28 protein-coding genes are annotated in these 26,704 nt (G+C 67.5%); 15 read left to right on the plus strand and 13 right to left on the minus strand.

The window, feature by feature from the left end:
* Positions 1–100 precede the first annotated feature (100 nt).
* Positions 101–1,129 (plus strand): transporter, encoded by a 1,029-nt coding sequence (locus A9Z05_RS19115; RefSeq protein ID WP_069619506.1) that lies wholly within the window; start codon positions 101–103, stop codon positions 1,127–1,129.
* 27 nt (positions 1,130–1,156) lie between these two features.
* Here A9Z05_RS19115 and A9Z05_RS34970 read toward each other — a convergent pair whose 3' ends face one another.
* Both A9Z05_RS34970 and A9Z05_RS19120 read right to left on the minus strand, forming a co-directional pair.
* A complete protein-coding gene (locus A9Z05_RS34970) occupies positions 1,157–1,309 on the minus strand; it encodes a DUF1427 family protein (protein ID WP_080334215.1) in 153 nt (50 codons plus the stop codon).
* A 23-nt stretch (positions 1,310–1,332) separates the two neighbouring features.
* Entirely contained in the window at positions 1,333–2,310 is a 978-nt protein-coding gene (locus A9Z05_RS19120; RefSeq protein ID WP_069619465.1) for a zinc-binding alcohol dehydrogenase family protein, read from the minus strand.
* A gap of 160 nt (positions 2,311–2,470) precedes the next feature.
* On the opposite strand from A9Z05_RS19120, the gene A9Z05_RS19125 reads away from it, so the two are divergent.
* A complete protein-coding gene (locus A9Z05_RS19125; protein WP_069619466.1) occupies positions 2,471–3,391 on the plus strand; it encodes a LysR family transcriptional regulator in 921 nt (306 codons plus the stop codon).
* A 122-nt stretch (positions 3,392–3,513) separates the two neighbouring features.
* Here A9Z05_RS19125 and A9Z05_RS19130 read toward each other — a convergent pair whose 3' ends face one another.
* On the minus strand, positions 3,514–5,682 hold the full coding sequence (locus tag A9Z05_RS19130; RefSeq protein ID WP_069619467.1) for a M1 family metallopeptidase: 2,169 nt from the start codon (positions 5,680–5,682) through the stop codon (positions 3,514–3,516).
* Positions 5,683–5,699: 17 nt separating this feature from the next.
* Here A9Z05_RS19130 and A9Z05_RS36985 point away from each other — a divergent pair, with 17 nt between their 5' ends.
* From A9Z05_RS36985 to A9Z05_RS19150, 5 genes are all read left to right on the plus strand, one after another.
* The gene (locus A9Z05_RS36985; protein WP_176730225.1) at positions 5,700–5,909 is read left to right on the plus strand and encodes a hypothetical protein; all 210 of its coding nucleotides are present in this window, start codon (positions 5,700–5,702) and stop codon (positions 5,907–5,909) included.
* A 433-nt stretch (positions 5,910–6,342) separates the two neighbouring features.
* Positions 6,343–6,837 (plus strand): LEA type 2 family protein, encoded by a 495-nt coding sequence (locus A9Z05_RS19135; protein WP_069619468.1) that lies wholly within the window; start codon positions 6,343–6,345, stop codon positions 6,835–6,837.
* A 154-nt stretch (positions 6,838–6,991) separates the two neighbouring features.
* Positions 6,992–7,324, plus strand: a complete 333-nt coding sequence (locus tag A9Z05_RS19140; protein WP_069619469.1) for a YegP family protein — start codon at positions 6,992–6,994, stop codon at positions 7,322–7,324.
* A 136-nt stretch (positions 7,325–7,460) separates the two neighbouring features.
* The gene (locus A9Z05_RS19145) at positions 7,461–8,594 is read left to right on the plus strand and encodes a class I SAM-dependent methyltransferase (protein ID WP_069619470.1); all 1,134 of its coding nucleotides are present in this window, start codon (positions 7,461–7,463) and stop codon (positions 8,592–8,594) included.
* Between the two features lie 89 nt (positions 8,595–8,683).
* The gene (locus A9Z05_RS19150; protein ID WP_069619507.1) at positions 8,684–9,574 is read left to right on the plus strand and encodes an SAM-dependent methyltransferase; all 891 of its coding nucleotides are present in this window, start codon (positions 8,684–8,686) and stop codon (positions 9,572–9,574) included.
* Between the two features lie 28 nt (positions 9,575–9,602).
* Here the strand turns inward: A9Z05_RS19150 and A9Z05_RS19155 are convergent, their stop codons facing one another.
* On the minus strand, positions 9,603–10,175 hold the full coding sequence (locus tag A9Z05_RS19155; protein ID WP_069619471.1) for a DUF1415 domain-containing protein: 573 nt from the start codon (positions 10,173–10,175) through the stop codon (positions 9,603–9,605).
* A 76-nt stretch (positions 10,176–10,251) separates the two neighbouring features.
* The gene (locus A9Z05_RS19160) at positions 10,252–10,872 is read right to left on the minus strand and encodes a TetR/AcrR family transcriptional regulator (protein ID WP_069619472.1); all 621 of its coding nucleotides are present in this window, start codon (positions 10,870–10,872) and stop codon (positions 10,252–10,254) included.
* 218 nt (positions 10,873–11,090) lie between these two features.
* Between A9Z05_RS19160 and A9Z05_RS19165 the strand changes: the two genes are divergently transcribed.
* The 3 genes from A9Z05_RS19165 (at position 11,091) to A9Z05_RS19175 (ending at position 14,572) form a co-directional block, all read left to right on the plus strand.
* Positions 11,091–12,374, plus strand: a complete 1,284-nt coding sequence (locus A9Z05_RS19165; RefSeq protein WP_069619508.1) for an MFS transporter — start codon at positions 11,091–11,093, stop codon at positions 12,372–12,374.
* Between the two features lie 156 nt (positions 12,375–12,530).
* Positions 12,531–13,136: a nitroreductase family protein gene (locus A9Z05_RS19170; RefSeq protein ID WP_069619473.1), complete on the plus strand. Its 606-nt coding sequence runs from the start codon at positions 12,531–12,533 to the stop codon at positions 13,134–13,136.
* Positions 13,137–13,321: 185 nt separating this feature from the next.
* The gene (locus A9Z05_RS19175) at positions 13,322–14,572 is read left to right on the plus strand and encodes an Hsp70 family protein (RefSeq protein WP_069619474.1); all 1,251 of its coding nucleotides are present in this window, start codon (positions 13,322–13,324) and stop codon (positions 14,570–14,572) included.
* A 110-nt stretch (positions 14,573–14,682) separates the two neighbouring features.
* On the opposite strand, the gene A9Z05_RS19180 is transcribed toward A9Z05_RS19175, so the two are convergent.
* Positions 14,683–14,886, minus strand: a complete 204-nt coding sequence (locus A9Z05_RS19180; protein ID WP_006477070.1) for a cold-shock protein — start codon at positions 14,884–14,886, stop codon at positions 14,683–14,685.
* 419 nt (positions 14,887–15,305) lie between these two features.
* On the opposite strand from A9Z05_RS19180, the gene A9Z05_RS19185 reads away from it, so the two are divergent.
* Complete coding sequence (locus A9Z05_RS19185) at positions 15,306–16,904, plus strand: APC family permease (RefSeq protein WP_069619475.1); 1,599 nt, start codon at positions 15,306–15,308, stop codon at positions 16,902–16,904.
* A gap of 116 nt (positions 16,905–17,020) precedes the next feature.
* Here the strand turns inward: A9Z05_RS19185 and A9Z05_RS19190 are convergent, their stop codons facing one another.
* From A9Z05_RS19190 to A9Z05_RS19220, 7 genes are all read right to left on the minus strand, one after another.
* Complete coding sequence (locus tag A9Z05_RS19190) at positions 17,021–17,812, minus strand: class III extradiol ring-cleavage dioxygenase (protein WP_069619476.1); 792 nt, start codon at positions 17,810–17,812, stop codon at positions 17,021–17,023.
* A gap of 204 nt (positions 17,813–18,016) precedes the next feature.
* Entirely contained in the window at positions 18,017–18,613 is a 597-nt protein-coding gene (locus tag A9Z05_RS19195) for a UbiX family flavin prenyltransferase (RefSeq protein WP_069619477.1), read from the minus strand.
* Between the two features lie 24 nt (positions 18,614–18,637).
* Positions 18,638–18,949 (minus strand): Grx4 family monothiol glutaredoxin, encoded by a 312-nt coding sequence (gene grxD / locus A9Z05_RS19200; RefSeq protein ID WP_006477066.1) that lies wholly within the window; start codon positions 18,947–18,949, stop codon positions 18,638–18,640.
* Between the two features lie 67 nt (positions 18,950–19,016).
* Entirely contained in the window at positions 19,017–19,859 is an 843-nt protein-coding gene (gene prmC, locus A9Z05_RS19205) for a peptide chain release factor N(5)-glutamine methyltransferase (protein ID WP_069619478.1), read from the minus strand.
* A 7-nt stretch (positions 19,860–19,866) separates the two neighbouring features.
* Positions 19,867–20,949 (minus strand): peptide chain release factor 1, encoded by a 1,083-nt coding sequence (gene prfA / locus A9Z05_RS19210; RefSeq protein WP_006477064.1) that lies wholly within the window; start codon positions 20,947–20,949, stop codon positions 19,867–19,869.
* Between the two features lie 93 nt (positions 20,950–21,042).
* Entirely contained in the window at positions 21,043–22,341 is a 1,299-nt protein-coding gene (gene hemA, locus A9Z05_RS19215; RefSeq protein WP_006477063.1) for a glutamyl-tRNA reductase, read from the minus strand.
* A 26-nt stretch (positions 22,342–22,367) separates the two neighbouring features.
* Positions 22,368–23,132 (minus strand): response regulator transcription factor, encoded by a 765-nt coding sequence (locus tag A9Z05_RS19220; protein ID WP_069619479.1) that lies wholly within the window; start codon positions 23,130–23,132, stop codon positions 22,368–22,370.
* Between the two features lie 171 nt (positions 23,133–23,303).
* Between A9Z05_RS19220 and A9Z05_RS19225 the strand changes: the two genes are divergently transcribed.
* The 4 genes from A9Z05_RS19225 to A9Z05_RS19240 all read left to right on the plus strand — a co-directional run bounded on the left by A9Z05_RS19225 (position 23,304) and on the right by A9Z05_RS19240 (position 26,640).
* On the plus strand, positions 23,304–23,558 hold the full coding sequence (locus A9Z05_RS19225; RefSeq protein ID WP_006477062.1) for a hypothetical protein: 255 nt from the start codon (positions 23,304–23,306) through the stop codon (positions 23,556–23,558).
* A gap of 18 nt (positions 23,559–23,576) precedes the next feature.
* On the plus strand, positions 23,577–25,391 hold the full coding sequence (locus A9Z05_RS19230) for an aminopeptidase P family protein (RefSeq protein WP_069619480.1): 1,815 nt from the start codon (positions 23,577–23,579) through the stop codon (positions 25,389–25,391).
* A 77-nt stretch (positions 25,392–25,468) separates the two neighbouring features.
* Positions 25,469–26,020: a cysteine hydrolase family protein gene (locus A9Z05_RS19235; RefSeq protein ID WP_069619481.1), complete on the plus strand. Its 552-nt coding sequence runs from the start codon at positions 25,469–25,471 to the stop codon at positions 26,018–26,020.
* Positions 26,017–26,640 (plus strand): HAD family hydrolase, encoded by a 624-nt coding sequence (locus A9Z05_RS19240; protein ID WP_069619482.1) that lies wholly within the window; start codon positions 26,017–26,019, stop codon positions 26,638–26,640. Before A9Z05_RS19235 ends, A9Z05_RS19240 begins: the two co-directional genes overlap by 4 nt.
* Positions 26,641–26,704 lie beyond the last annotated feature (64 nt).

Here is a 26,704-nt window from a genome sequence, read left to right on the forward strand (position 1 = left end):
ACGCGTCACGCCCGTCGGGCATACGTTTCCTTTCTTTTCCCGGCGCGGGCCCGCGACCCGCGATGTGCGGCGCGCCGCGCGCCGCATCACCTTCGACACGATGGACCTGATCGTACAGACTTACGGCGCCGATACGTCCGGCATCGTGTGCGGATTCCGCTTCGTTCCGGGCGGCGCCGGCGCGATGCTCGATGCCGACGCGGCCGCCGCGTGGCTGCGCACGTGCCGCGAGCACGGCGCGGCCGCATCGGGCGATTTCGTCTGGCTGCATTTCAATCTCGCGCACGGCGCGAGCGAGCGCTGGATGCGCACGCATCTCGGGCTGCCCGACAGCTTCTTCGAATTCCTGCACGAAGGCTCGCGCTCGACGCGCATCGAGCAGGAGGACGGCGCGTTGCGCGCGATCGTCAACGACGTGATGTTCAACCTCGAACTCACGCCGTCGGAGATCGCGACGCTGTTCGTCCACGTCGAGCGGCGCATCATGGTGACCGCGCGGCTCAAGCCGCTGCGCTCGGTCGACACGCTGCGCGCGTCCGTGCGCGACGGCGAGCGATTCCGCTCGCCCGCGGAGCTGCTCGTGCATCTGCTGCGCGATCAGGCCGACCTGCTGATCCAGATCATGCGGCGCACGAGCATCGACGTCGATCGCATCGAGGATCGCTTCCTGTCGCAGCGGCTCACGTCGAGCCGCATCGAGCTCGGCGCGATGCGCCGCACGCTCACGCGGCTGCAGCGCATGCTCGCGCCGGAACCCGGCTCGATCTTCCGGCTGCTCGCGAAGCCGCCCGCGTGGCTGCACACGGAAGACGTGCAGGAGCTGCGCGAGTCGACCGAGGAATTCTCGCTGGTGCTCGCCGATCTGGCGGGGCTCAACGAGCGGATCAAGCTGCTGCAGGAAGAGATCGGTTCGCGCCTCGACGAGCAGAACAACCGGACGCTGTTCACGCTGACGCTCGTCACCGTGATCGCGCTGCCGATCAACATCGTCGCGGGCTTCTTCGGGATGAACGTCGGCGGCGTGCCGTTCTCGGAGAACAAGCACGGTTTCTGGCTGATGGTGCTGCTCGTTGCCGGCTTCACCGCGCTGGCCGCGTGGTGGGCGTTCCGACGCCGCGACGATCGCTAGCGCCGCATCGGGCGACGCATCAACGCATCAACGCAGCAGCGCGATCGCGCGTTCGCCGATCACCATCCCGAGCAGGCCGACGAGCGCGACGAGCGGCGGGGCCGGCGAGCGTACGTGCAGCAGCGCGTACAACACGCCGACGCCGATGCCCACCGCGAGCGAGGTCACGTAATCCATCATGGCGGTCTCCCGTAGGTTCGGTGTCAGGGCTTGAGGATGACGCGCTCGCGCGCACCGGCCAGCACCGCGCGATACGCGTCGTGCGCACGCTCGAGCGGATACACGTAGTCGTCGCCGATCGGGAACGGGCGCAGCGTGCCATTGCCGAAGCCGGGCGCGAGCGTGTCGAGGATCTGCGCGACCGCGGCCGCGCCGAGCTGCAGCGAATCGATGCCCACGAACGTATGCTGGCCGCGATAGAACGAGAAGATGTCGAACGGCACGCTGCGCTCGATCGTCGAGATGAAGATCTGCCGCGCGCCGATCGCCATCGACGCGTTCGCCGCTTCGAAATACGGGCTGCCGACCGTGTTGTAGACGACGTCTGCGCCGTGGCCGCCGGTCAACTCGCGCACCGCGTCGGCCACCGTCCGGCTCGACGCGTCGATCATGTGGACGTCGCCCGACGCGTGGCCGCGATAGTCGCCGGGCCGGCGCTCGACGCCGATCACGGTCGCGCCGCGCGCGCTGGCGAGCTGGATCGCGGCCTGACCGACCTTGCCGTTCGCGCCGAACACGAGCACGACGTCGTCGGCCGTCGGCATGCCGGCCCGGCGCAAGCCTTCGTACGCGGTGACGAACGGCACGCCGACGCCGGCGGCCTCGTCGAGCGTCAGCACGCCCGGCTTGCGGCGCACGTGCGCGGCGTCCAGCACGAGCCATTCCGCATGCGAACCGTCGCGCCCGACGCCGAGATCGCCGCCCGAGCCCCACACCGGCGCGCCGATCCAGTCGTCGGGGCCGCTGCGCACGATGCCCGCCCAGTCGCGCCCGGGCGTGCGCGGCCACACCGCGTGCGGCATGCGGCCGAGCGCGGCCTTCACGTCACTCGGGTTCACGCCGGCCGCGCGCACCTCGATCAGCATCTGGCCGTCGGCCGGTACGGGCGGGGCGATGTCCCGGACCCGCGCGTCGAGCGACTCGATGTCGGCGGCGGGGGTGTCGAAGCGGATGCTGCGCATGATGATCTCCGTGAAGTGGCGGCCGCCCGGCCCGGCGGGCCGGCGCGTGCGGCGGATGAAACCGGTGAATGCAGTCTAGTGGGCCCGATTTGACGCGGAAACGTGCAAAGGCGGATGATAGTTTTGCGTTTTCCGCATAGCCAACGCCACAGGCTCCCGAATGGACGACTTCCTTTCCCCGCACCTGGCGCTGTTCGTCGACGTGGTCGACCAGCAGAGCTTCTCCGCGGCCGCGCGCCGGCTCGGCGTCGCCGCGTCGTCGGTCACGCGGCGCATCGACCGGCTCGAGACGCAGCTCGGCATCCGCCTCCTGCATCGCACCACGCACGCGTTGCGGCCGACCGAGGCCGGGCAGCTGCTGTACGGGCGCGCGACACGCATGCTGGCCGAGCTGCGCGGATTGCAGGAAGACCTGCACAGTCAGCACGACGAACCGGGCGGGCTGCTGCGCATCGACTGTCCGGCGCCTTTCGGCCGGCGGCACCTGATGGCCGCGCTGGCCGCGTTCATGCAGCGCCATCCGGCGCTGCAGGTCGATCTCGTGCTGACCGACAGCATGGTCGACCTGCAGGGCGCGCGCCTGGGCTCCGACGTCGATCTCGCGGTGCGCATCGGCCCGCTCGAGGACACGCGTTTCGTCGCGACGGTGCTGGCGCCGCAGCGGCGCGTGCTGTGCGCGAGCGCGGCCTACCTCGCCCGGCGCGGCGAGCCCGCATCGCCCGACGCGCTCGCCGGCCACGACTGTCTCGCGTGGCATGGCGCGCCGCCGCCCGGCGCATGGCGCTTCGGCGAGCGCCGTCACGCGCCGGCGCAGCCGCGGTTTCGCAGCAATCATTCGGAAGCGTTGCTCGAGGCGGCGATCGACGGGCTCGGTCTCGCGCACCTGCCAACCTGGCTCGTGGCGGACGCGCTGCGCGACGGACGGTTGCGCGCGCTGTTGCCGCAGTACGCGGCGGCGCCCGAGGCGGCGACGATTCACGTGCTGCGCCAGCAGCCGCGCGGCAGTGCGCGCACGTCGCGGCTCGTCGCGTTCCTCGCCACGTGGTTCGCGCAGCCGGCGTGGGATGCCGCGTGGGCGTGACGGCCGGCGAACGCCGTGCCGCATGAAAAAAGGGCCTCGCATGCGAGGCCCGTCAACAGGTCGGAGAAACCGGTACGCCGGCCGGCGCCGCGGGTCGCGCGGCACCGGCCGGAGCCGCACCGTTACTGCGTCACTACCTTGCGCGGCTTGAAGAGGCCCTGGTATTGCCGTGCCGGGCGTTCCTTCGTCACCGGTTCGATGCCGCCGAAGGTCGGCGTCTGGCGCAGCTTCATCGCGGCGGGCGAAGCGACCGAGCCGATCGACGTCGAGCGCGAGGCCGGCGCGAGGTTGTTCGCGACCAGCAGCGCCGCTTCGCTCTTCAGGTTCGCCAGCAGCACCGGATCGGTCGAGCTGTTCACCTGCGTCAGCAGCCCGCTCCAGGCCGCGTCGCTGTAGTTCACGACGTAGTAGTCGAGACCGCTCGGGTCGGCGACCACGCCCGTGCAGCCGTCGATCCGCGTCTGCGCCTGCGTATCCTTCAGCGCGAGCGTCGTGCGTTTCGCGAGGCCCTGGCCGTACGCGAGCGTGATCGGCACCGTCCACTGCAGGCCCGGATACGCGTTCTTGTTCGGGAACGGCTGCTGTTTCAGCGTGACGATCGTCTGGTTCTTCGTCATGTCGCACTGCGTGTCGAGCGAGATCAGCGGCACGCCGGTCTGACGCACGTAGCTGTCGCCGATCGGGCCGACCGACTGGCCGCTTTCCTTCGACAGCGCGTCCCACAGACGCTTCGGCGTCCCGTTGCCGAACGAGTAGTCGACCAAGTACTGCTGCAGGCCCTTGCGGAGCGTCTGCTCGCCGAGATAGTTCTCGAGCGTCTTCAGCACGTGGCCGCCCTTGTCGTACGTGAACGCGCTCGCGCTCAGCACGAAGTCGTTCGACGCCCAGTCGTTGAAGTTCGGCGCGACCGGGAACGCGTTCGGGCCGATGTCACGATTGATCACGCGGTACTTGTTCTTCACCTGGTCGAGCCAGCTGAACTCGTCGGGGAAGAACTGGATCGTCGTCTTCGTCTCGAAGAACGTCGCGAACGATTCGTTGAGCCACACGTTGTCCCACCAGTCGGTCGTCACGAGATCGCCGAACCACTGGTGCGCCACTTCGTGCGTCAGCACCTCGTTGCCGTAGCGCGACATCGGCTGGCCCGGCTGCGGCAGGATGTCGTCGGCGAACTCGAGGATCGACCCCCAGTTCTCCATCCCGCCGAAGTTCAGGTCCTTCTGCTCCTTGAACGCGTCGTTCGCGGCCACCGTGTCGAACTTCGTCAGCGGCAGCGGGATGCCCGTGTAGCGGTAGTAATAGTCGAGCGCCTGCTTGGTGCGGTCCATCGCCGGCTTCGCCCAGTCGCTCATGCCCGGCGGCGTGAACACGCGCAGGTGCAGGCCGCCCTTGCCGCCCGGCAGCGGGCTCGTGAAGTCGTCCTCGTAGGTGTCGAACAGGCCGCCGCCGAAGAACAGCAGGTACGACGGCATCGGCGGCGTCTTCTCGAACTGCACGAGCTTGTAGCCGCCGCCGACGTTGGTCGACGGCTTCTCGGCCGCGTTCGACACGACGCGCCAGCTTTGCGGCACTTCGGCCGTCACTTCATAAGTCGGGCGGAACGCCGGCTCGTCCCAGCCCGGGAACCACTGGCGCGACAGGTTGGTTTCGCCCTGCGTCAGGATCGCGCCGCTCGTCTTGCCGTCGGTGCCCTTCAGGTCGACGCGGAATACGCCCTCCGCGGCCGAGCAGCCCGGATACGGATCGTCGCCGCAGCTGCCGCCCGTCTGCGTGGCCGGATCGTCGTACGACTTGAAGTTGATGATGCCCGACCACTCCATGTGCAGCGAATAATTGCCCGGCGCGATCGTGCCGGCGGCGGGGCGCAGCTGATAGAAGTCGCCCTTGTCCTGCGGCGTCGCGATCAGCTGGATGTTGCCCGGCTGCAGCGTGATGCGGCCGTTGGTGAACTTGATCCGGTGGCCGGCGATCACGATGTTGTTGACCGGCTTCAGCACCTTGATCTCGACGTCGGCGCGGCCGTCGAACGCGTCCAGCGCGTCGTTCGGGCGGAACCACAGCCGGTAGTTCACGGGCACCACGGTGTCCGGCAATTCGACAGGCGAGACGCTCTTGTCGACATTCGATGCGCTCGGCGGCGCGGTGACGGCGGGCGACGAGCCCGTATGCGGCGCGCCGGCGGAGCTGAGTGCGGAAGCGGAGCCTGCACCGCCGTCGTCGCCGCCGCACCCGGCTAGCGCGAGTGCGGCGACGAGCGGCAGATAACGCATCTTGCGAATATGAATCGACATGACTGAAACCTCGATTGTTGAAAGAATCGTTCAGTGCTGCGAAAACGCCGGCAAAAGCAATCCCCTCGCCGTTTAATCAACAGCGAAAAAATGCCAATGACGGATTATTCGAAAAAGACGGCGGCCGACTACGTGAAGGTAATCATGGTTTACTGCCCCCTCTGGATTTCCGGATGTCGTTTAACTGGCCGGTTCAAAATGGCCGGGCGCGTGTTGTACTGAATTGATTTCGCGCGCACGACACGGGGCCGCACGCCCGGCACGGGCGCGCAATCCCTTTGAACCGACGACCTACGGGGCTGGCCGGGCCAGGCCGCAGGACGGATGGACAGCGTATCGCCGTCCCGTAAATTCGCCGTCATGCGGCTTCAAGGTTTGTCGGCTTGCTCCAAGGATGCGTAAATATACTTGATGGTTTTGGGTAAAGGAAACGAAAAATTTAGAAAGAGCATCTATTGAAATCCGGGCGCTTCATTGAATGCTGGAAGTCATTAATGCGCTTTCCGTTTGTCCGGCAATTTCGTAGTTTTAATCTATTAACGATCTCGCGCCGCCGCGAAAACTACGAAATCCCGTGACGGGCGGCACGGCCGGTACAGGCACGGTCGGTACAATGCAGCGACGCGCCCCGTTCACCGATTGCCGCGAGGAGGCCTTCCCATGCCGCGAACCCTGTCCCGTCTCGCGCCGCTGCGCGCCGTGCTGCTGCTGTTCGCGGCCGTGTTCCTGCTGGGCGGTTGCGCGGGGCTCATGCGCGAGCCGGTGCGCGTGTCGGTCGCCGGGCTCGACCCGCTCGTCGGGCAGGGTCTCGAGATGCGCTTCAGCCTGAAGTTGCGCGTGCAGAATCCGAGCGATGCGCCGATCGACTACGACGGCATCTCGGTCTCGCTCGACCTGAACGGCACGCCGTTCGCGAGCGGCGTCAGCGACCGGGCCGGCACCGTGCCGCGGTTCGGCGAGGCCGTGCTCGACGTGCCGGTTTCGGTGTCGGCCTTCGCGGCCGCGCGGCAGGCGTGGAACCTGCCCGGCGCGGCCGCGAACGGTGAGCTGCCGTATGCGCTGCGCGGCCGGCTCGCCGGCAGCGGGCTGGGCACCGTGCACTTCAACGGCGCGGGCATGCTGCGTCTGCCGAGCCTGCCGGGGTGGGGCGGATAGATTGTGCGGCCAACTTAAACGTCGGTCAAATGTGTCGGAAAATTCACCATTTGACAGTCTTTAACGTCTATTTCGCCGGGATGTCGACTTTTGTCGGCGCACCCCCTTACACTTGCCGATGTCCGAGGGTCGGACATTCTTTTAGGGGAACGCCATGGCGGCAAAATTCGAGCTCAAGAAGGCCACGAACGGCCAGTACTACTTCCACCTGAAGTCGGCGAACGGCGAGATCATCCTCGCGAGCGAGCGGTACGAGGAGAAAAGCGGCGCGAGAAACGGGATCGCGTCCGTGCGGGAAAACGCGCCGCTCGACGAGCGCTACGAGCGCAAGCTCGCCCACAACGGTGAGCCCATGTTCAACCTGAAGGCAGCGAACCACCAGGTCATCGGCACGAGTGAAACGTACAGCAGCGCGCAGGCACGCGACAACGGCATCGCGGCCGTCAAGCGCGATGCGCCCGTGGCGGAAACCGTCGATCTCGCCTGATTGACGGCGGCGCCGCGACGGATGCCTTCGGGCGATCGTCGCGGCGCCTGTTTTTGCCGGGTCGGGCAAAGCGCGGTATGGTGTGGTCCGCGCGGTGAATTCTCGCCGCCGTTGAAGCCAACCGTACCGAGTTCGCGTGACCGATTTCCCCCTTTTCCACTGGACCGACGCCGACGGCGTCGATCATGCCGTGCGCTGGCGCTCCGAAGCCGGCGTGCAACCGCCGAAGCGCGCGGTGCCCGCCGACGACCGCCTCACGGCCGATGCGGCCTACCGCCTCGCTTGCGAGGGCACCGCGCTCGTCTGGCAGGGCGACTTCCAGAATGCGCGCCAGCTCGTGCAGGCGATGGCGCGCCGTGTCGAACGCAAGCCGAAGAAGGCGAAGGCCGGGGCCGGCGTCGAGGCGTTCAACCTGCATCGTCTCGCGCAATCGCAGCGCGCCCGCACGCTCGGCATGCTGCTGATCCCGCTCGACGCCGATTACACGATCCCGCTGCGCCGCGCGCCCGACGTGCGGGCGGCCTGCGAAGAGGCGTACGGCCCCGGCGGTGTGCCGTCGGTCGTGTCGCTGCGCGAACTGCTCGGCCTCGTCGGCGCGCACGAGTGGCGCAAGAAGGGTGTGCCGATCCCGGCGCTCGGCGGTGCGCCGATCCATCCGCACTACGGCGTGTTCTCGCCGGTGCGCGGCGAATACGTCGAGCTCGTCGCGCGTGCGCCGCTGCCGGCGACGTCGCTCGCGTTCGATATCGGCACGGGCACCGGCGTGCTGGCGGCGGTGCTCGCGTCGCGCGGCGTCGAGCGCATCGTCGCGACCGACCAGGATCCGCGCGCGCTTGCCTGCGCGCGCGAGAACGTCGCGCGGCTCGGCCATGCGGGCCAGGTCGAGATCGTCGAGGCCGACCTGTTCCCCCCCGGCCGTGCGCCGCTCGTGGTCTGCAACCCGCCGTGGGTGCCGGCCCGGCCGAGCGCGCCGATCGAATACGCGGTCTACGACCCGGACAGCCGCATGCTGCGCGGTTTCCTCGCGGGGCTGGCCGCGCATCTGGAGCCGGGCGGCGAGGGCTGGCTGATCCTGTCCGATTTCGCCGAGCATCTCGGGCTGCGGCCGCGCGACACCTTGCTGCAGTGGATCGACGAAGCCGGTCTCGTCGTGCTCGGCCGCGACGACATCCGTCCCGCGCATCCGAAGTCGGCGGACGCCGACGATCCGCTGCATGCGGCGCGTCGCGCCGAGGTCACGTCGCTGTGGCGGCTCGGCGCCCGGGCCTGACCGCGTATTTTCGGTAAACTACCGCCATTCCTCACGAATTTCCGCCGCCGGGCCGTGGTCGACCGACCGTGGCCCGGCGTCGCTTCACGATGTCGAACAAGACCCACGAAATCCGCCCGGAGCAGTCCGTCGAGCTGCTGAAGGAACTGCACATCCTCACCCGCGACGGGAAGCTGAACCAGGACAGCCGCCGCAAGCTGAAGCAGGTCTATCACCTGTTCCAGTTCATCGAGCCGCTGCTCGCCGGCGTGCAGGCCGACAAAGGCCACGTGACGCTCGTCGATCACGGCGCCGGCAAGTCGTATCTCGGTTTCATCCTGTACGACCTGTTCTTCAAGCAGCAGCCGGGGCACGGTACGCCGGCGTTCGCGTCACACGTGTACGGCATCGAGACGCGCGAGGAACTCGTCACGCGCTCGACCGAGCTCGCCGCGCGGCTCGGGTTCGGCGGCATGTCGTTCCTGAACCTGTCGGTCGCCGATTCGATCACGTCGCCGCGACTGCCCGACACGGTCGACGTCGTCACCGCGCTGCACGCATGCGACACGGCGACCGACGACGCGATCCGCTTCGCGCTCGCGAAGCGCGCGCAGCACATCGTGCTGGTGCCGTGCTGCCAGGCGGAAGTCGCGGGCGTGCTGCGCAGGAACAAGGGCAAGTCGCTCGCGAATGCGCTGACCGAGGTGTGGCGGCATCCGCTGCATACGCGCGAATTCGGCAGCCAGATCACCAACGTGCTGCGCTGCCTGCAGCTCGAGGCGCACGGCTACCAGGTCAGCGTGACCGAGCTGGTCGGCTGGGAGCATTCGATGAAGAACGAGCTGATCATCGCGCAGTACAAGAACCTGCCGCGCCGCAAGCCGGGCGAGCGGTTGAACGAAATCCTCGCGATGTTCGGGCTCGCCGAGCTGAACGAGCGCTTCTTCGTCGCGCAGGCCGCCGCGGCGGGCGACGCCGCCGTCGAGCCTGCCGAAGGCTGACGCGCGGGCAGCGCGCCCGCCCGCCGCATCACACGTCGTCGCCCGGCCGGCGCATCCATTCGCGCCAGCCTTCGTGGCCGAGGCGGCGCAGCGTTGCCTGATTCTTTTCGTAGATCGCGGACGCGTCCGGAAACGCGTCGACCGCTCGGGCGATGCTGTCCTCGCGCAGCAGGTGCAGGATCGGATAAGGCGCGCGGTTCGTGTAGTTCTCGATGTCGTCGGGTTCGGTGCCGTCGAATCGGTATTGCGGATGGAAGCTCGCGATCTGCAGCACGCCGTCGAGCCGCAATTGCCGCACGAGCCGCTCGGCGAAGAACAGCGCATCGTTGTAGTCGACGAAATCGGCGAACGCGTGCGGGTAGATCACGAGCGTCGTATCGACCTGCTGCGGGTCCGCCGCTTCCAGCGCGCGCAGCTCGGTTTCGAGTTCGGCGAGCGCGTCTTCCAGCGTCGTCGCTTCGCTGATCGCGTAGCGCACCTGTTCCTTCACATAGACGCTTTTCGCGAACGGGCACAGGTTGAGTCCGATCACCGCACGCGCGAGCCAGTGTCGCGTGGCGGCGAGGATGTCGTCGTGCGAGTCGGGGCGGGTGTCGATCATCGTAATACCAGTCGGGCGGAAGTGCGAAGAGGGCCGCATTGTAGCCGGCGCGCCGGGGACGCACGCGCGCGGCCCGTCACGCGCAGGCCGCTTCGATCAACTGCGTGACGAGCGCGGGTGCGGTGCCGATCGGCGTTTCGCCATGCCGGTAGGTCTGGCTCGCCGCATAGATGCCTTCGACCACCAGCGCGAGCGCATCGGCGAGCGCCTTCGGCTGTCGCGCGCCGGCGCCTTCGCACAGCGCGACGAGGCGTTTCATCAACTGCTCCTTGTTCTGCGCGACGCGTTCGCGCGCCGGGTGCGACGCATCCGGGAATTCGGCGGCGACGTTGACGAATGGGCAGCCGCGGTAGTCCTTTTGCGTCGCACGCTCGGCGAGATCGACGAAGTACTGGATCAACTGCGCCTTCGGCTGCCCCGGATGCTTCGCGGCGCTCGTGTCGAGCCGCTCGAAGAAGCATGCGTCCATCCGTTCCAGATACGCGAGGATCAACTCGTCCTTCGACGAGAACTGGCGGTACAGGCTCATCTTGTTGACGCCTGCGCGTTCCACCACCGCCTCGACGCCGACCGTTCGCACCCCTTCCTTGTAAAACAGCTCCTCGGCGGCACGCAGCAGGTGCTCCTGCGCGGTGGCGCCGTCGATCGGCCGGCGCGTGCGCCGCGCCAGCGGTTTGGCGACCTCGATGCCCGACATGATGACCCTCGACTACGTAATGGATTGCTTGACATGTTACCGACTGGTAACTACGATCGCAACACAGTTGTGACCGGTCGGTAACAATCGCGGCCGGATCGACAGACGAATGCCAAGCGTCGGCCCGGGTCAGCCGATGTTGAAATGCGCGGCGGAGGTGGCCTGATCGGGGCGGAGCGGGTGCGACGACACCGGAACGCCAACTGGAGAACATGAAGATGAACTGGGCGGTGACACGAATCGGCGGGCGCTTCCATTACGGGTGGCTCGCGGCGGCGGTGGTATTCCTGATCCTGCTGGCGGCAGCCGGCACGCGCGCGACGCCGAGCGTGCTGATGGTGCCGCTCGAACGCGAGCTCGGCTGGAGCCGCGCGGCGATTTCGCTGGCAATTTCGGTGAACATCGCGCTGTACGGCCTGACGGGCCCGTTCGCGGCCGCCGCGATGCAGCGCTTCGGGTTGCGCCCGACGATCCTCACCGCGCTCGTGACGATGAGCGCGGGCGTTGCGCTGTCGTCGATGATGACGCAGAGCTGGCAGATGGTGGTGATCTGGGGGCTGATGGTCGGCTGTTCGACGGGCGTCGTCGCGCTGACGCTGTCCGCGACCTTCGTCACGCGCTGGTTCCATGCGCGGCGCGGCCTCGTGATGGGAATTCTGACCGCGAGCACGGCCACCGGCCAGCTCGTGTTCCTGCCGATGCTCGCGGCGATCGCGCAGCGCCACGGCTGGCGGCCGGTCGTGCTGGTCGTCGCGGTGGCGGCGGCGATCGTGATTCCGCTCGTCGCGTTCCTGCTGCCCGAGCGGCCGGCCGACGTGAAGCTGCGCCCGTACGGCGAGCCGGCCGATACGCCGGCGGCGCCCGATGCGACGAAGGAGAACCCACTCTCGGTCGCGTTCCGCACACTGCTGATGGCGAGCCGCTCGCGCGACTTCTGGCTGCTGTTCTTCAGCTTCTTCATCTGCGGCGCGAGCACCAACGGCTATGTCGGCACGCACCTGATCGCGATGTGCAGCGACTACGGGATGACCGAAGTGCAGGGCGCGTCGCTGCTCGCGGCGATGGGCGTGTTCGACCTGTTCGGCACGACGCTGTCGGGATGGTTGTCCGACCGTTACGACAACCGCGTGCTGCTGTTCTGGTACTACGGGTTGCGCGGGTTGTCGCTGATCTACCTGCCGCATGCGTTCGGGATCGATTTCTTCGGGCTGCCGCTGTTCGCGATGTTCTACGGGCTCGACTGGATCGCGACCGTGCCGCCCACCGTGCGGCTCGCGACCGACGTGTTCGGCAAGGCCGCGGCGCCGGTCGTGTTCGGCTGGATCGTCGCCGGCCACCAGCTCGGCGCGGCATTCGCGGCGCTCGGCGCCGGGCTGCTGCGCGCGAGCCTCGGCACCTACACGATCGCGTCGATGATCTCGGGCGGCCTGTGCATCGTCGGCGCGCTGATCGTGCTGCGGATCAATCGCGGCCCGTCGCGCGCGGCCGCGCAGGCGGCCTGAGCGCGGCCGACCGGCCGGCCGCACGCGCTGCGGCCGGCCATTGCACGCGCGGAGATTTGCATAGCGCGGCAGGATCGGGCGCGCTGTCGCTCAAGCGGGTATGCTTGCGGTTCGCCGGGCGTTCGCGCCCCTTCATCGATGTCAGCGAGGAACCGCATGTCCGTCAAACCTGCTCCCACCACTGTTTCGATTCACGATCTGATCGCGGGCCGCTGGAGCCCCCGCGCGTATTCGGATGAAGCCGTCAGCGCCGGCGATCTCCACGCGGTGCTCGAAGCGGCACGCTGGGCCCCGTCCGCGTACAACGCGCAACCGTGGCGTTTCATCGTATTCGATCGCACCCAGGACGAAGACGCGTTCAAGCGCGCGTTCGCGACGCTGGTGCCGTTCAACCAGGGCTGGAATGCACCGGCGCCGGTGCTGATCGCGGTCACCGCGCACACGCTGACGCCGAAGGGCGAGCCGGCGCCGACCGCGCTGTACGACGCCGGCGCCGCCGCGATGTCGCTCGTGCTGCAGGCGCACGCGCTCGGCCTCGCCGCGCACCAGATGAGCGGTTTCGACGCCAAGGCATTCCGCGACGCGTTCGCGATTCCGGCGGATGTCGCGATCGTGTCGATCATTTCGCTCGGCCACTACGGCAACGTCGACAAGCTCGATCCCGTGCTGCGCGATCGCGAGAAGGCGCCGCGCACGCGCCACGCGCTCGGCGAAGTCGTCTACGCGGGCGCGTGGAAGAAGAGCTTCGACGCGGCGGCCTGACCCCGCGGGCGGGCAGGCTGCGTCGCGCATCCTGCCCGCGCCTGTTTCCGGCGCGCCACGCCGCGCGCCGCCGCCTGCGCCCGTTGCGCGGCTCCGGTGGCCGGCCCCGGTTGTGATCCCGCGGGCTTCATGTTAAAAAGCCCGTCCTTTCCGTTTTCGCGCCGGCCCTGCTGCGGCAATTTCCCATGACTTACTGCGCGATCGATTTCGGCACGTCCAATTCCGCCGTGGCGCTGCCCGACGGCGATGGCATGCGCCTCGCGCCCGTCGAGGGCGACCACCTGACGCTGCCCACCGCGATCTTCTTCAACAACGACGAAGAGACGGTCGAATACGGCCGGGCGGCGCTGGCCTCCTATATCGATGGTTTCGACGGCCGACTGATGCGCTCGATGAAGAGCATCCTCGGCTCGCCGCTCGCTGAAACGACGACCGATCTCGGCGACGGCAGCGCGATCGCGTACACCGAAATCATCGCGCGCTTCCTGACGCACCTGAAGCGCAAGGCCGAAGCGCGCGCGGGTGCGCCGATCGGCCGCGCGGTGCTCGGCCGGCCGGTGTTCTTCGTCGACGACGATCCGCGCGCGGACCGTCTGGCCCAGGATCAGCTCGAGGCGGCCGCGCAATCGGTCGGTTTCGCGGACGTTCACTTCCAGTACGAACCGATCGCTGCCGCGTTCGACTACGAATCGCGTCAGCCGGCCGAGCGTCTCGTGCTGGTCGCCGACATCGGCGGCGGCACGTCCGACTTCTCGCTGGTGCGCGTCGGCCCGCAGCGGATGGCGCGGCTCGAGCGCAAGGACGACGTGCTGGCGCACCACGGCGTGCACGTCGCGGGCACCGACTACGACCGGCGTGTCGAGCTGGCCGCGATCCTGCCCGCATTCGGCTATCGTTCGCTCGACCCGGAAGGGCGCGAGCTGCCGAACAAGATCTACTTCGATCTCGCGACCTGGCACCTGATCAACACCGTCTACACGCCGAAGCGGATCGGCGAACTGAAGCTGATGAAGCACCTGTACCAGGACGTGCGGCAGTACGAGCGGCTCACGAGCGTGGTCGAGCAGCGGCTCGGGCACGCGCTGATGGCGCGCGCGGAGGAAGCGAAGATCGGCGTCGCGGCGGGCGGGGAGACGATGATCGACCTGAACGACGTGGAAGAAGACCTGCTGATCGCATTCGACGCGAATCGCCTGGTCGACGCGAGCCGCGACGATACCGCGCGCATCGTCGACGCCGCGCGCGAGACCGTGCGGCTCGCGGGCGTGGCGCCGCGCGATGTCGGTGCGCTGTACTTTACCGGCGGTTCGACGGGGCTCGCGTTCCTGTCGGGCGCGCTCGCCGGCGCGTTCCCGGATGCGCAGCCGGTGTTCGGCGATCGCCTCGCGAGTGTCGCGACGGGGCTCGGCATTCACGCGCAGCGACTCTTCGGCTGAACGGCGGGCGGCTACGGGCCGCCCTGCGCTGCCATGTAGGACAACCCGGCGCCCAAAAACAAAAAGCCCCGCCGAAGCGGGGCTTTTTTACACGAATGATCGCGCCAAGCTTAGACCGGACGGATGTTCGCAGCTTGCAGACCCTTCGGGCCCGTCTTCACTTCGAATTCAACCTTCTGGTTTTCTTGCAGCGTCTTGAAGCCTTCGACGCGGATTTCCGAGAAGTGCGCGAACAGATCGTCGCCGCCGCCTTCCGGGGTGATGAAGCCGAAGCCCTTTGCGTCATTGAACCACTTGACGGTACCGGTTGCCATGTTACTTGTTCCTAAAAAGATAAAACGGGGCCGAAGCCCATGGGGTGCGGAAAATCAAGGAAGGGGTAATAGGACCAACCGGAGTACCGTTGATGGGCGAACTACGAAAGAACCAATTCACTCGCCACTTGAAATCCTGCGAAGTTCTTTATACGGCTAATCCGTCTGACGGTCAACCGTATTCCCATGCTCTCAGGGTTATTGCGGATATCCGGTTTACAAAGCTTGCAAGCGATGCGAATTTTTTGTAGGGGTCGATCGATTTTGGCGCCATGTTCGAGGTGCAACCGTTAAACTACGCGCCGCGTGGACGGGTTGCCCCGATCGGGTGACCCTCCCCCCAAGAATGCGTGCGCGGTGCGCTCCGAGCCGATCCCGGACCGTAGGCCGACCATGCTTTTTGAGACACAGGAGAGGATGTGAAGAGTTCTATTCAACGGAACATCGGCCCGTTTGCATTGATGCTGACGGGGCTGGGTTCGATTATCGGCTCGGGCTGGCTGTTCGGTGCCTGGAAGGCCGCGAAGATCGCCGGTCCGGCGGCGATCTGCGCATGGATCATCGGCGCCGTCGTGATTCTCGCGATTGCGCTGACGTATGCGGAACTGGGGGCGATGTTCCCCGAATCGGGCGGCATGGTGCGTTACGCGCGCTACTCGCACGGTTCGCTGGTGGGCTTCATCAGCGCATGGGCCAACTGGATCGCGATCGTATCCGTGATCCCGATCGAGGCCGAAGCGTCGATCCAGTACATGAGCACGTGGCCGTATCCGTGGGCGCACGCCCTGTTCGTGAACGGCGAATTACAGACGCTCGGGCTGCTGCTGTCGGCCGTGCTGGTCGTCGTCTACTTCATGCTGAACTACTGGGGCGTCAAGGCCTTCGCGCGGGCGAACACCGCGATCACGATCTTCAAGTTCCTGATCCCCGGCCTCACGATCCTCGGCCTGATGCTGTCGAGCTTCCATGCGGAGAACCTCGGCACTGCGTCCAATGCCAGCTTTGCGCCGTACGGCTGGTCGGCCGTGCTGACCGCGGTCGCGACGAGCGGCATCGTGTTCGCGTTCAACGGCTTCCAGAGCCCGGTGAACCTGGCCGGCGAGGCGCGCAATCCGTCACGCAGCGTGCCGTTCGCGGTGATCACGTCGATCCTGCTCGCACTCGTGATCTACGTGCTGCTGCAAATGGCGTACATCGGTTCGGTGAACCCGGCCGATGTCGCGAAGGGCTGGGAGCACTTCAACTTCTCGTCGCCGTTCGCGGAACTCGCGATCGCGCTGAACCTGAACTGGCTCGCGATCCTGCTGTATGTCGACGCGTTCATCAGCCCCAGCGGCACCGGCACGACCTACATGGCGACGACCACCCGCATGATCTACGCGATGGAGCGCAACAACACGATGCCGAAGATGTTCGGCAACGTGCACCCGATCTACGGCGTGCCGCGCCAGGCGATGTGGTTCAACCTGCTCGTGTCGTTCATCTTCCTGTTCTTCTTCCGCGGCTGGAGCTCGCTCGCGGCGGTGATTTCGGTCGCGACGGTGATCTCGTACCTGACCGGCCCGATCAGCCTGATGGCGCTGCGCCGTTCGGCGACCGACATCGAGCGTCCGCTGTCGATTCCGCTGATGAAGCTGATCGCGCCGTTCGCGTTCGTGTGCGCGTCGCTGATCCTTTACTGGGCGAAGTGGCCGCTGACGGGCGAAATTATCCTGCTGATGATCGTCGCGCTGCCGGTGTATTTCTACTTCCAGGCGAAGTCGGGCTGGACCGGCTGGGGCGCCGACCTGAAAGCCGCGTGGTGGCTGGTCGCGTACCTGCCGACGATGGCCGTGCTGTCGCTGATCGGCAGCAAGGAGTTCGGCGGTCATGGCTACCTGCCGTATGGCTGGGACATGCTGATCGTCGCGGCGATTTCTCTGGTGTTCTACTTCTGGGGCGTGAATACCGGCTACCGGACCCAGTATCTCGACGAGCGCGAGTCGCACGACGAGATCCTCGAAGGGGTCGGTGTCTGACGCGTGACCTGTCGCCGGATTCGGCGGCGGCAGGGTGCAGCGAAAAAAAGCCCGCCCGAGCGATGCTCGGGCGGGCTTTTTGCTGGCTGCCTCTGCGGTTGCGTCGCCGTTCGGGTTCAGGCGTCGGCGCTCGCGAGCACGTAGTTCGTCATCGCGAGCACGCGCTGATAGGTGCCGAGCGACTGGATGCCGAGCCGGTAGTCGTCGTCCGCCGCGCCGAGCGCCGTGAACACCGGCAGCAGGTGCTCGTCGGTCGGATGCATCAGCGCCGCATGCGGCGCCTGCCGGCGATAGTCGAGCAACGCATCGACGTCTCGCGCGGCGAGTTTCGCCTCGAACCAGTCGGTGAATTCCGCGACGCGCGGGTCCGCATCCTCGGGCGCCGCGCCGAAATCGGCGGCGCGCAGGTTGTGCGTGATCTGGCCCGAGCCGATCACCATCACGCCTTCGTCGCGCAGCGGCCGCAGCGCGCGGCCGAGCGCGAAGTGATGCGCGGCGTTCGCGCGCGGCTGGATCGACAGTTGCGCGACCGGCACGTCGGCTTCGGGAAACATCAGCAGCATCGGCACCCACGCGCCGTGATCGAGGCCGTGTTCGGTCGTCGCGGTCGCGATGCCGGCCGCGTTCAGCAGCGCGGCCGCGCGTTCGGCGACGTCGGGTGCGCCCGGTGCCGGATAGCGGATGTCGTACAGCGCCTGCGGGAAACCGTAGAAGTCGTGGATCGTGTCCGGATGCGCGGCGACGCTCGCGACCGGCTGTTGCGTGCCCCAGTGCGCGGACAGCATCAGCACCGCGCGCGGGCGCGGCAACTCGGCGCCGAGATGCGTGAACGCGCCGGACGGCAGCGCCGGGTCGATCGGCAGCGTGGGGGCGCCGTGGGACAGGTACAGCGAAGGCAAGCGGTTCATGGTGGTGACCTGCAAAAAGGGGGTTGCCCGTGACTATAGGCGCGTACCGTACATTGATAAATCCGCGCCTTGGAATTTGATTGACGCTTCTTTGTTGATAATGGTGACGACGGCACGCGTTCGAGTGCTGGTTCGCATCAAAAGGCGGGAAATCGGCGGAATTGACGTGCGGATCGGCGGAGATCCGCGCAGAAGGGGTGCAGCTTACTGCGCGTGACGGATGCCGGCCCACGGTGTCGTGAGCGGCGCGCTGAGCGCGAACAGGTCGAGCACGCGCGCGACGGTCTGGTCGACGAGTTCCTCGATCGTCTTCGGCATTGCATAGAACGCGGGCAGCGGCGGGAAGACGATGCCGCCCATTTCGGTGACGGCGGTCATGTTGCGCAGATGCGCGAGGTTGAACGGGGTTTCGCGCACCATCAGCACGAGACGGCGGCGTTCCTTCAGCGTGACGTCGGCCGCGCGCGTGATCAGGTTGTCGGACAACCCGTGCGCGACGCTCGCGAGCGTCTTCATCGAGCAGGGTGCAATCACCATGCCGTCGGTCGCGAACGAGCCCGACGCGATCGTCGCGCCGACGTCGCGCACCGAATGCACGACGTCGGCACGGCGTTCGACATCGGCCTTCGGCAGCTTCAATTCATGCTGGATGTTGAGCCAGCCGGCGTTCGAAATCAGCAGGTGCGTTTCGACGCCGCCGGCGGCGCGCAGCAGGTCGAGCAGCCGCACGCCGTAGATCGCGCCGGTGGCGCCGGTGATCGCGACGATCAGCCGGCGTGGCGGCGCGCTGGGAGATGCCATCGAAACGAGGACGGGTGCCGCGTGTTAAGCGGCGGCGAACAGTTGCTGCAGTTCGCCCGACTGGTACATCTCCATCATGATGTCCGAGCCGCCGATGAATTCGCCCTTCACGTACAGCTGCGGGATGGTCGGCCAGTTCGAGAATGCCTTGATGCCCTGGCGGATTTCGTCGTCCTCGAGCACGTTGACCGTCTTGAACTGGTCGACGCCGCAGGCCTTCAGCACCTGCACGGCGCGGCCCGAGAAGCCGCACATCGGGAATTGCGCGTTGCCCTTCATGAAGAGCACGACCTGGTTTTCGTCGACGATTTGCTTGATACGTTGTTGGGTGTCCATGACTGACCTTGCGTTTGCGGGGCGTTAGATCGAAATGATAGCGGATTTCAACCGGGCGGGCCGGGCATCAGCCCGGCAGGCGTCCGCCGGTCGTGCGTTCGATCGCGGCGAGATCGGCGAGCGACTCGACCGCGACGAAGCCGTGCGACGCCAGGATCGCGCGGACGGCTGCGGCCTGGTCGTAGCCGTGCTCGATCCAGAGCGTGCCGCCCGGTTTCAGATACGCGCCGGCGCCCGCGACGATCGTGCGGATCGCGCTGAGGCCGTCGGCATCGTCGGTGAGCGCGCCGCGCGGCTCGAAACGCAGGTCGCCTTGCGCGAGGTGCGGGTCGTGCTGCGCGATGTACGGCGGGTTGCTGACGATCGTATCGAACGCGAGCGCGGGATCGAGCGCCGCGTACCAGTCGCTCTGCAGCCACCGCAGCGGGCCGCCGGGGCGCCGCGCGTCGAGCAGTTTGTCGGCGTTGCGTTGCGCGACCGCGAGCGCGGCCGGCGAACGGTCGAGCGCCCAGACGCGCGCATCGGGACGCTCGGCCGCGATCGACACGGCGATCGCGCCGCTGCCGGTGCCGAGGTCGAGTACGGCGGCGTGCGGCAGCCCGCCGATCGCATCGAGCGCGGCTTCGACGAGCAGCTCGGTTTCGGGGCGCGGGATCAGCACGTCGGGCGTCACGTCGAACGGGCGGCCGAAGAACTCGCGCATCCCGACCAGTTGCGCGACGGGCTCGCCGGCGACGCGGCGCGCTTCGAGCGCGCGGTAGCGCTCGACCGCGGCCGCGTCGAGCGGCGTGTCGCCGCGCGTGATCAGCTGCGTGCGGGTCCAGCCGAGCGCATGGGCGAGCAGCACGCGCGCATCGACCGGATCAAGCGGCGATGCGCGCAGCAGCGCGTCGGCGGTGGTGTCGGACATCGCGGCCTCAGTCGGCTTCGCCGAGCGACGCGAGCAGCTCGGCCTGATGCTCGGTGACGAGCGCGCCGATCAGTTCGTCGAGATCGCCGTCCATGATCGCCTCGAGCCGGTACAGCGTCAGGTTGATCCGGTGGTCGGTCATCCGGCCCTGCGGGAAGTTGTACGTGCGGATTCGCTCCGAGCGGTCGCCGGAACCGATCAGGCTCTTGCGCGTCGCCGCTTCCTTCGCGTGCTGCTCGTGATACTGCTTGTCCTTGATGCGCGCGGCGAGCACCTTCAGTGCGCGATCCTTGTTCTTGTGCTGCGAGCGGTCGTCCTGGCACTCGACGACGATTCCGGTCGGGATGTGCGTGACGCGCACCGCCGAATCGGTCTTGTTGATGTGCTGGCCGCCCGCGCCGGACGCGCGGAACGTGTCGATGCGCAGGTCGGCCGGATTGATCTCGACCTCGCCGATTTCGTCGGCTTCCGGCATCACGGCGACCGTGCACGCGGACGTATGGATGCGTCCCTGCGTCTCGGTGGCCGGCACGCGCTGCACGCGATGGCCGCCCGATTCGAACTTCAGGCGCGAATACGCGCCCTGGCCCGCGATCCGCACGATCACTTCCTTGTAGCCGCCGAGATCCGACGCGCTCTCCGACATCATTTCGACCTGCCAGCGCTGGCGTTCCGCGAAGCGCAGGTACATGCGCAGCAGGTCGCCCGCGAACAGCGCCGATTCGTCGCCGCCCGTGCCCGCACGGATTTCGAGGAAGATGTTGCGGTCGTCGTTCGGATCCTTCGGCAGCAGCATCTTCTGCAGCTCGGTCTCGAGGCGCGCCATGCCCTCGCGCGCGCTGCGGATTTCGTCTTCCGCGAAATCGCGCATCGACGGATCGGCGAGCAGTTCCTGCGCGGCCGTCTCGTCGCTGCGCGACTGGCGCCATAACGCGTATTGCTCGACGACCGGGCCGAGTTCCGCATGTTCGCGCGTCAGCTTGCGGTACTGGTCGAGGTCGGCCGTGACGTTTTCGCGGCTCAGCAGGTCGTTCAGTTCGGCCAGCCGTGTGGACAGCTGGTCGAGCTTGCGTTGCATGCTCGTCTTCATGGTGTGGAGCGGCGCTCCCGGGCAAGGGGTATTCGGAAAGGATAGGCCGGCGGCAGGACAACGACAGGCCGGCCGCAGGGCGACCGGGCGGCGCTAGTGGCCGGATTGGTCGTTCGAGCGCGGCGCGTGCTGGTAGAAGCCGCGCATCAGGTCGATCAGCGAATCGCGATCGGCGCCGTTGACGCGATTGAGCGCGCTCGTCGGGCCGTGGATCAGCTTGTTGGTCAGCGCCTGCGACAGCGCTTCGAGCACCGCAGCCGGGTCGTCGCCGCGCGCGAGCAGCTTCTGCGCCTTCTCGACTTCGGCCCGGCGCAGCGCGTCCGCCTGCGTATGCATGTGACGGATCACCGGCACGACGCTGCGCGTGTCGAGCCATTGCATGAAATTCTGCACGCGCGTCTCGATGATCGCTTCGGCCTGGGCGACCGCGGCCTGGCGCGATGCATTGCCCTCGCGCACGATCGCGCCGAGATCGTCGACGGTGTAAAGGAACACGTCCTTCAGCTTGCCGACTTCGGGCTCGATGTCGCGCGGCACCGCAAGGTCGACCATGAAGATCGGCCGGTGACGGCGCGCCTTCACCGCGCGCTCGACCGCGCCGAGGCCGATGATCGGCAACGTCGACGCGGTGCACGACACGATGATGTCGAATTCGTGCATGCGCGTGGGCAGGTCGGCCAGCGGCATCGCGCGGCCGTTGAAGCGTTCGGCGAGCCGCTGCCCGCGTTCGGCCGTGCGGTTCGCGACGACGAGTTCGCGCGGGCCTTGCGCGGCGAAGTGCGTCGCGCACAGCTCGATCATTTCACCGGCGCCGATGAACAGCACGCGCTGATCCGACACCTTTTCGAAGATCCGCTGCGCGAGGCGAACCGCGGCGGCGGCCATCGACACCGACTGCGTGCCGATTTCGGTCGTGCCGCGCACTTCCTTCGCCACCGCGAACGTGCGCTGGAACAGCTGGTTCAGGTAGGTGCCGAGCGCACCCGCTTCCGTCGCGGTGCGAACGGCATCCTTCATCTGGCCCAGAATCTGGGTCTCGCCGAGCACCATCGAATCGAGGCCGGATGCGACGCGAAACGCGTGCCGGACCGCTTCCGACTGCGGCAGGGCATAGACGTGCGGCGCGAGCTCGTCGACCGGAATCCGGTGATATTCCGATAGCCAGCGGACCGCGCCTTCACGGGCCGCGCGATCGTCGGTCGCGCAATACAGTTCGGTGCGGTTGCAGGTGGAGAGGATCGCCGCCTCGGGCGTATTGGGCGCCTGCGGGCCGAGAAACACGTTCTTGAACGTGACGAGAGCCGGTTTGATTTGCTCGAGCGGAAACGCCACGCGTTCGCGCAGGGCGACAGGCGCAGTGTGGTGGTTGATTCCGATCGTGAGGAGTTGCATATCGAGGGCTATCGTTTAGCCCCATATTATAGCGTTTCGGTGATTTCCTCACTCGTTGCATACCGGGCATCCGCGTGGCGGGGCCGCGAATTTGGGGGCTCGATCGGTACGCGATCGAGCTGATAGCCGAAGCCGTAGAGCGGCAGCAGCCGGTAGCCGCGCTCCGGAAGCAGTTGCAATTTGCTGCGCAGCCGGGACGCGTGCGTGTCGAGCGTGCGCGACTTCATGTCGCGGCGGCGGCCCCATACCGTTTCGAGGATGTGGGCGCGCGACACGGGCCGCGACACGTTCGTGAGCAGCAACTGCGCGAAACGGAACTCCTTCGGCGTGAGTGAAACGATTGCGTTGCCGAAACGCACGAGGCAATGCGTGGCGTCGAATGCGTATTCGCCATACGTTTCGCGCGAGCGGGCGGGTGTCCGCCGTACGCCCGCGCGCCGGCTCAATGCATTGACGCGCGCGAGAAACTCGGGCCCGCTCACGGGGCGCACGAGGCAATCGTCGGCGCCCGCGTGCAGGCACGAGACGACTTCGCTCTCGCGCGCCGACTGCATCATGGCAATGGCCGGCAACCCGGGCAGGATCGCCTGCGCGCGCGGAATGACTTCCTGCGCCGGCTGGTCCCCGGCCCAGTGGCCGGTGATCAGCATGTCGCAGGTGTTGTCGGCGGCGAGCCACTCGAAGAATGCGGTGCTGGACGGAAACGCGTGGCACACGTGACCGCCTGCGAAGAGCAGGCGGTTCAGGAGTGCGCTATGACGCGGCTCCGGATCGATCAGAGCGATTCGCATGACGATTTCTTCAATACGGCAGCCGGTGTGCGCTTGCCATAACGTCGAGTCGGCCCCTACACTCGAATGTTCGCGGCGCCCGGCTGGTCTCGGGTTCGATGGATGAATCGATGCTAGCCGCTGGCAACGTTCACGCCTATGGGACGAATCTGAATTTATAGAAGGCGTTGAATGAACTGGTTTGGAATCCTTGTCCTGGGAGCGGCCGTCGGGCTGTTCGGCCGCTGGCTGCATCCGATGCGGCGCACGGGGCGGCCGGCGTGGTGGATCGCGGTGCTCGTCGGCATCGTGGGCGCGGCCGCCGCCCGCATGGTCGGCAATCTCTCGGGACTGTTTTACGATGGCGAGACGCTCGAATGGCCGGTCTGCACCGGCGTCGCGTTCCTCGCCGTAGCCGTGACGGTCGCGCTGTCGGCCCGTCGCTGAATGCTCTCAGGTGAAATCATGAATGCCCGTCTCCCCGAAGTCTCGCCGGTGCCGGCCCGTCTCGCGCTGCTGCGCGGCGCCATGGCCCGCGAGAACCTGGCCGCCTATCTCGTGCCGTCCGCCGATCCCCATCTGTCCGAATACCTGCCGGAACGCTGGCAGGCGCGCCGCTGGCTGTCGGGCTTCACGGGCTCGGTCGGCACGCTGGTCGTGACCGCGGAGTTCGCCGGGTTGTGGGTCGACAGCCGCTACTGGGTGCAGGCCGACGCCGAGCTGGCGGGCACGGGCGTGCAATTGATGAAGATGACGGGCGGGCAGCAGAGCGCACCGCACGTCGACTGGCTCGCGCAGAACGTGGCGGCCGGCGAGACGGTGGGCGTCGATGGCGCCGTGCTCGGCGTCGCGGCCGCGCGCGGGCTGACGGCCGCGCTGAGCGCGCGCGGCATCGCGCTGCGCACCGACGTCGACCTGCTCGACGCGATTTGGCCGGAGCGGCCGGGGCTGCCCGGCGACGCGGTGTTCGAGCACGTGGCGCCGCAGGCCGACACGACGCGCGCGGCCAAGCTCGCCGACGTGCGCCGCGCGATGCACGCGCAGGGCGCGCAATGGCACTTCGTGTCGACGCTCGACGATCTCGCGTGGCTGTTCAACCTGCGCGGCGCCGACGTCAACTTCAATCCGGTGTTCGTTGCGCACGCATTGATCGGTGCCGATCGCGCGACGCTGTTCGTCGCCGACGGCAAGGTGCCGTCGGCGCTGGCCGCGTCGCTCGCGCAGGATGGCGTCGACGTCCGCGCCTACGATGCCGCGCGTGCGTCGCTCGCGGCGCTGCCCGACGGCGCGACGCTGCTGATCGATCCGCGCCGCGTGACGTTCGGCACGCTCGAGGCCGTGCCGGCCGGCGTGAAGCTCGTCGAGGCCGTGAATCCGTCGACGTTCGCGAAGTCGCGCAAGACGTCCGCCGAGATCGAGCACGTGCGGGTGACGATGGAGCACGACGGCGCCGCGCTCGCGGAATTCTTCGCGTGGTTCGAACAGGCCGTCAATCGCGAGACGATCACCGAGCTGACGGTCGAGGAGAAGCTCACGGCCGCGCGCGCCCGCCGCCCCGGCTACGTGTCGGCGAGCTTCGCGACGATCGCCGGCTTCAACGCGAACGGCGCGATGCCGCACTACCACGCGACGCGCGAGTCGCACGCGACGATCGCCGGCGACGGCCTGCTGCTGATCGATTCGGGCGGCCAGTACATGACGGGTACGACCGACATCACGCGCGTCGTGCCGGTCGGCGCCGTCAGCGACCTGCAGCGGCGCGATTTCACGATCGTGCTGAAATCGATGATGGCGCTGTCGCGCGCCCGCTTCCCGCGCGGCATCCGCTCGCCGATGCTCGACGCGATCGCCCGTGCGCCGATGTGGGCGGCCGGGCTCGACTACGGCCACGGCACCGGGCATGGCGTGGGTTACTTCCTGAACGTGCATGAAGGTCCGCAGGTCATCTCGCACTACGCGCCGGCCGAGCCGTACACGGCGATGGAAGAGGGGATGATCACGTCGATCGAGCCGGGCGTGTACCGTCCGGGCCAGTGGGGCATCCGGATCGAGAACCTGGTCGTGAACCGTGCGGCCGGGAAGACGGAGTTCGGCGATTTCCTCGCGTTCGAGACGCTGACGCTGTGCCCGATCGACACGCGCTGCGTGCTGATCGAGATGCTGCACGACGAAGAGCGCGCGTGGCTGAACACGTATCACGCGATGGTGCGCGAGCGCGTCGGCCGGCATCTGAGCGGCGACGCGAAGGCGTGGCTGGATGCGCGCACGCAGCCGATCTGACGCAGCGCGCGAGAACGGCCGGATGGCGATCCGGCAACGATCGGACGACGTCCGGACAATGACAGCGAGGGCAAGCCATGGCGGACACTGCGGTGATCGTGGTCGACATGCAGCGCGGGCTGGTGGAGCGGACGCAGCCCGCGTACCGGCTCGACGATGTGGTGTCGGGCATCAACCGGTTGACGGCGGCGGCGCGCGCGGCGAACGCGCCGGTGTGCTTCGTGCAGCACGACGGCGACGCGGACGACGACATCGTGCCCGGCACGCCGGGATGGGAACTGCATGCGGGGCTGGTCGTCGGCCGCGACGACTGGCGCGTGCGCAAGCAGGCGAGCGACGCGTTCCACGACACGCCGCTCGCCGCGCAGCTCGATCGCCACGGCATCCGTTCGGTACTGATCTGCGGCTATGCGACCGAGTTCTGCGTCGATTCGGCCGCGCGCCGTGCCGCGCTGCTCGGCTACCGGACGACCGTCGTGTCCGACCTGCACACGACGAACGAGCGCGCCCACCTGTCGGCGGCGCAGATCGTCGCGCACCATCAGTTCATCTGGCACAACAATTCGCTGTCGGGCAACGCGGTGACGCCGCGTCCGCTCGCGGACGTGCTCGCCACGGAGTTCGCATGACGATCAAGGCAGTGGTGTTCGATTTCGGCGGCGTGCTGATCGACTGGAGCCCCGAGTACCTTTACCGTCAGCTGATTCCCGATGCCGCCGAGCGCCGCTGGTTCCTCACACACGTGTGCGCGATGGAGTGGGTGGTCCGCCAGGACGGCGGGCAGACGATCGAGGAAGGCACGGCCGAACTCGTCGCGAAGTTTCCGGAGCACGAGGCGCTGATCCGCGCGTTCTACGCGCGCTGGCACGAGATGATCGGCGGCGTGCTCGAAGAGGGCGCGGCCCTCGTCGACCGGCTGGACGCGCAGGGGATGCCGCTGTTCGGGCTGACGAACTGGTCCGCGCAGACGTTTCCGTATGCATGGGACAACTTCCCTGTGCTGCGCCGGTTCAAGGACATCGTCGTGTCCGGCCGCGTGAAGCTCGTGAAACCCGATCCGGCGATCTATCGCGAGATGCATGCGCGGATCGATCCGCACCTGCCCGGCATCGCGCCGCACGAGCTCGTGTTCATCGACGACAACGCGCACAACGCGGCGGCTGCGACGGCGCTCGGCTGGCACGGCATTCATCACACGAGCGCGGCGGCGACCGAGACCCGACTGCGCGAATTAGGCGCGCTGGTGTAAGCGGCGGGGAAGCGACGCGGGATAAAAAAAGCGAGCCAAGGGCTCGCTTCTTCGTTGTGCCGCT

Source organism: Burkholderia sp. A2 (assembly GCF_001729305.1).
GTDB lineage: Bacteria > Pseudomonadota > Gammaproteobacteria > Burkholderiales > Burkholderiaceae > Burkholderia > Burkholderia sola.

What these genes read in the sequence shown, in the direction of transcription:
- A9Z05_RS19115 (WP_069619506.1), top strand. Translation starts at nt 101, where the DNA reads ATGGACCTGATCGTACAGACTTACGGCGCCGATACGTCCGGCATCGTG.
- A9Z05_RS34970 (WP_080334215.1), bottom strand. Translation starts at nt 1,309, where the DNA reads ATGATGGATTACGTGACCTCGCTCGCGGTGGGCATCGGCGTCGGCGTG.
- A9Z05_RS19120 (WP_069619465.1), bottom strand. Translation starts at nt 2,310, where the DNA reads ATGCGCAGCATCCGCTTCGACACCCCCGCCGCCGACATCGAGTCGCTC.
- A9Z05_RS19125 (WP_069619466.1), top strand. Translation starts at nt 2,471, where the DNA reads ATGGACGACTTCCTTTCCCCGCACCTGGCGCTGTTCGTCGACGTGGTC.
- A9Z05_RS19130 (WP_069619467.1), bottom strand. Translation starts at nt 5,682, where the DNA reads ATGTCGATTCATATTCGCAAGATGCGTTATCTGCCGCTCGTCGCCGCA.
- A9Z05_RS19135 (WP_069619468.1), top strand. Translation starts at nt 6,343, where the DNA reads ATGCCGCGAACCCTGTCCCGTCTCGCGCCGCTGCGCGCCGTGCTGCTG.
- A9Z05_RS19140 (WP_069619469.1), top strand. Translation starts at nt 6,992, where the DNA reads ATGGCGGCAAAATTCGAGCTCAAGAAGGCCACGAACGGCCAGTACTAC.
- A9Z05_RS19150 (WP_069619507.1), top strand. Translation starts at nt 8,684, where the DNA reads ATGTCGAACAAGACCCACGAAATCCGCCCGGAGCAGTCCGTCGAGCTG.
- A9Z05_RS19155 (WP_069619471.1), bottom strand. Translation starts at nt 10,175, where the DNA reads ATGATCGACACCCGCCCCGACTCGCACGACGACATCCTCGCCGCCACG.
- A9Z05_RS19160 (WP_069619472.1), bottom strand. Translation starts at nt 10,872, where the DNA reads ATGTCGGGCATCGAGGTCGCCAAACCGCTGGCGCGGCGCACGCGCCGG.
- A9Z05_RS19165 (WP_069619508.1), top strand. Translation starts at nt 11,091, where the DNA reads ATGAACTGGGCGGTGACACGAATCGGCGGGCGCTTCCATTACGGGTGG.
- A9Z05_RS19170 (WP_069619473.1), top strand. Translation starts at nt 12,531, where the DNA reads ATGTCCGTCAAACCTGCTCCCACCACTGTTTCGATTCACGATCTGATC.
- A9Z05_RS19175 (WP_069619474.1), top strand. Translation starts at nt 13,322, where the DNA reads ATGACTTACTGCGCGATCGATTTCGGCACGTCCAATTCCGCCGTGGCG.
- A9Z05_RS19180 (WP_006477070.1), bottom strand. Translation starts at nt 14,886, where the DNA reads ATGGCAACCGGTACCGTCAAGTGGTTCAATGACGCAAAGGGCTTCGGC.
- A9Z05_RS19190 (WP_069619476.1), bottom strand. Translation starts at nt 17,812, where the DNA reads ATGAACCGCTTGCCTTCGCTGTACCTGTCCCACGGCGCCCCCACGCTG.
- A9Z05_RS19195 (WP_069619477.1), bottom strand. Translation starts at nt 18,613, where the DNA reads ATGGCATCTCCCAGCGCGCCGCCACGCCGGCTGATCGTCGCGATCACC.
- grxD (WP_006477066.1), bottom strand. Translation starts at nt 18,949, where the DNA reads ATGGACACCCAACAACGTATCAAGCAAATCGTCGACGAAAACCAGGTC.
- prmC (WP_069619478.1), bottom strand. Translation starts at nt 19,859, where the DNA reads ATGTCCGACACCACCGCCGACGCGCTGCTGCGCGCATCGCCGCTTGAT.
- prfA (WP_006477064.1), bottom strand. Translation starts at nt 20,949, where the DNA reads ATGAAGACGAGCATGCAACGCAAGCTCGACCAGCTGTCCACACGGCTG.
- hemA (WP_006477063.1), bottom strand. Translation starts at nt 22,341, where the DNA reads ATGCAACTCCTCACGATCGGAATCAACCACCACACTGCGCCTGTCGCC.
- A9Z05_RS19220 (WP_069619479.1), bottom strand. Translation starts at nt 23,132, where the DNA reads ATGCGAATCGCTCTGATCGATCCGGAGCCGCGTCATAGCGCACTCCTG.
- A9Z05_RS19225 (WP_006477062.1), top strand. Translation starts at nt 23,304, where the DNA reads ATGAACTGGTTTGGAATCCTTGTCCTGGGAGCGGCCGTCGGGCTGTTC.
- A9Z05_RS19230 (WP_069619480.1), top strand. Translation starts at nt 23,577, where the DNA reads ATGAATGCCCGTCTCCCCGAAGTCTCGCCGGTGCCGGCCCGTCTCGCG.
- A9Z05_RS19235 (WP_069619481.1), top strand. Translation starts at nt 25,469, where the DNA reads ATGGCGGACACTGCGGTGATCGTGGTCGACATGCAGCGCGGGCTGGTG.
- A9Z05_RS19240 (WP_069619482.1), top strand. Translation starts at nt 26,017, where the DNA reads ATGACGATCAAGGCAGTGGTGTTCGATTTCGGCGGCGTGCTGATCGAC.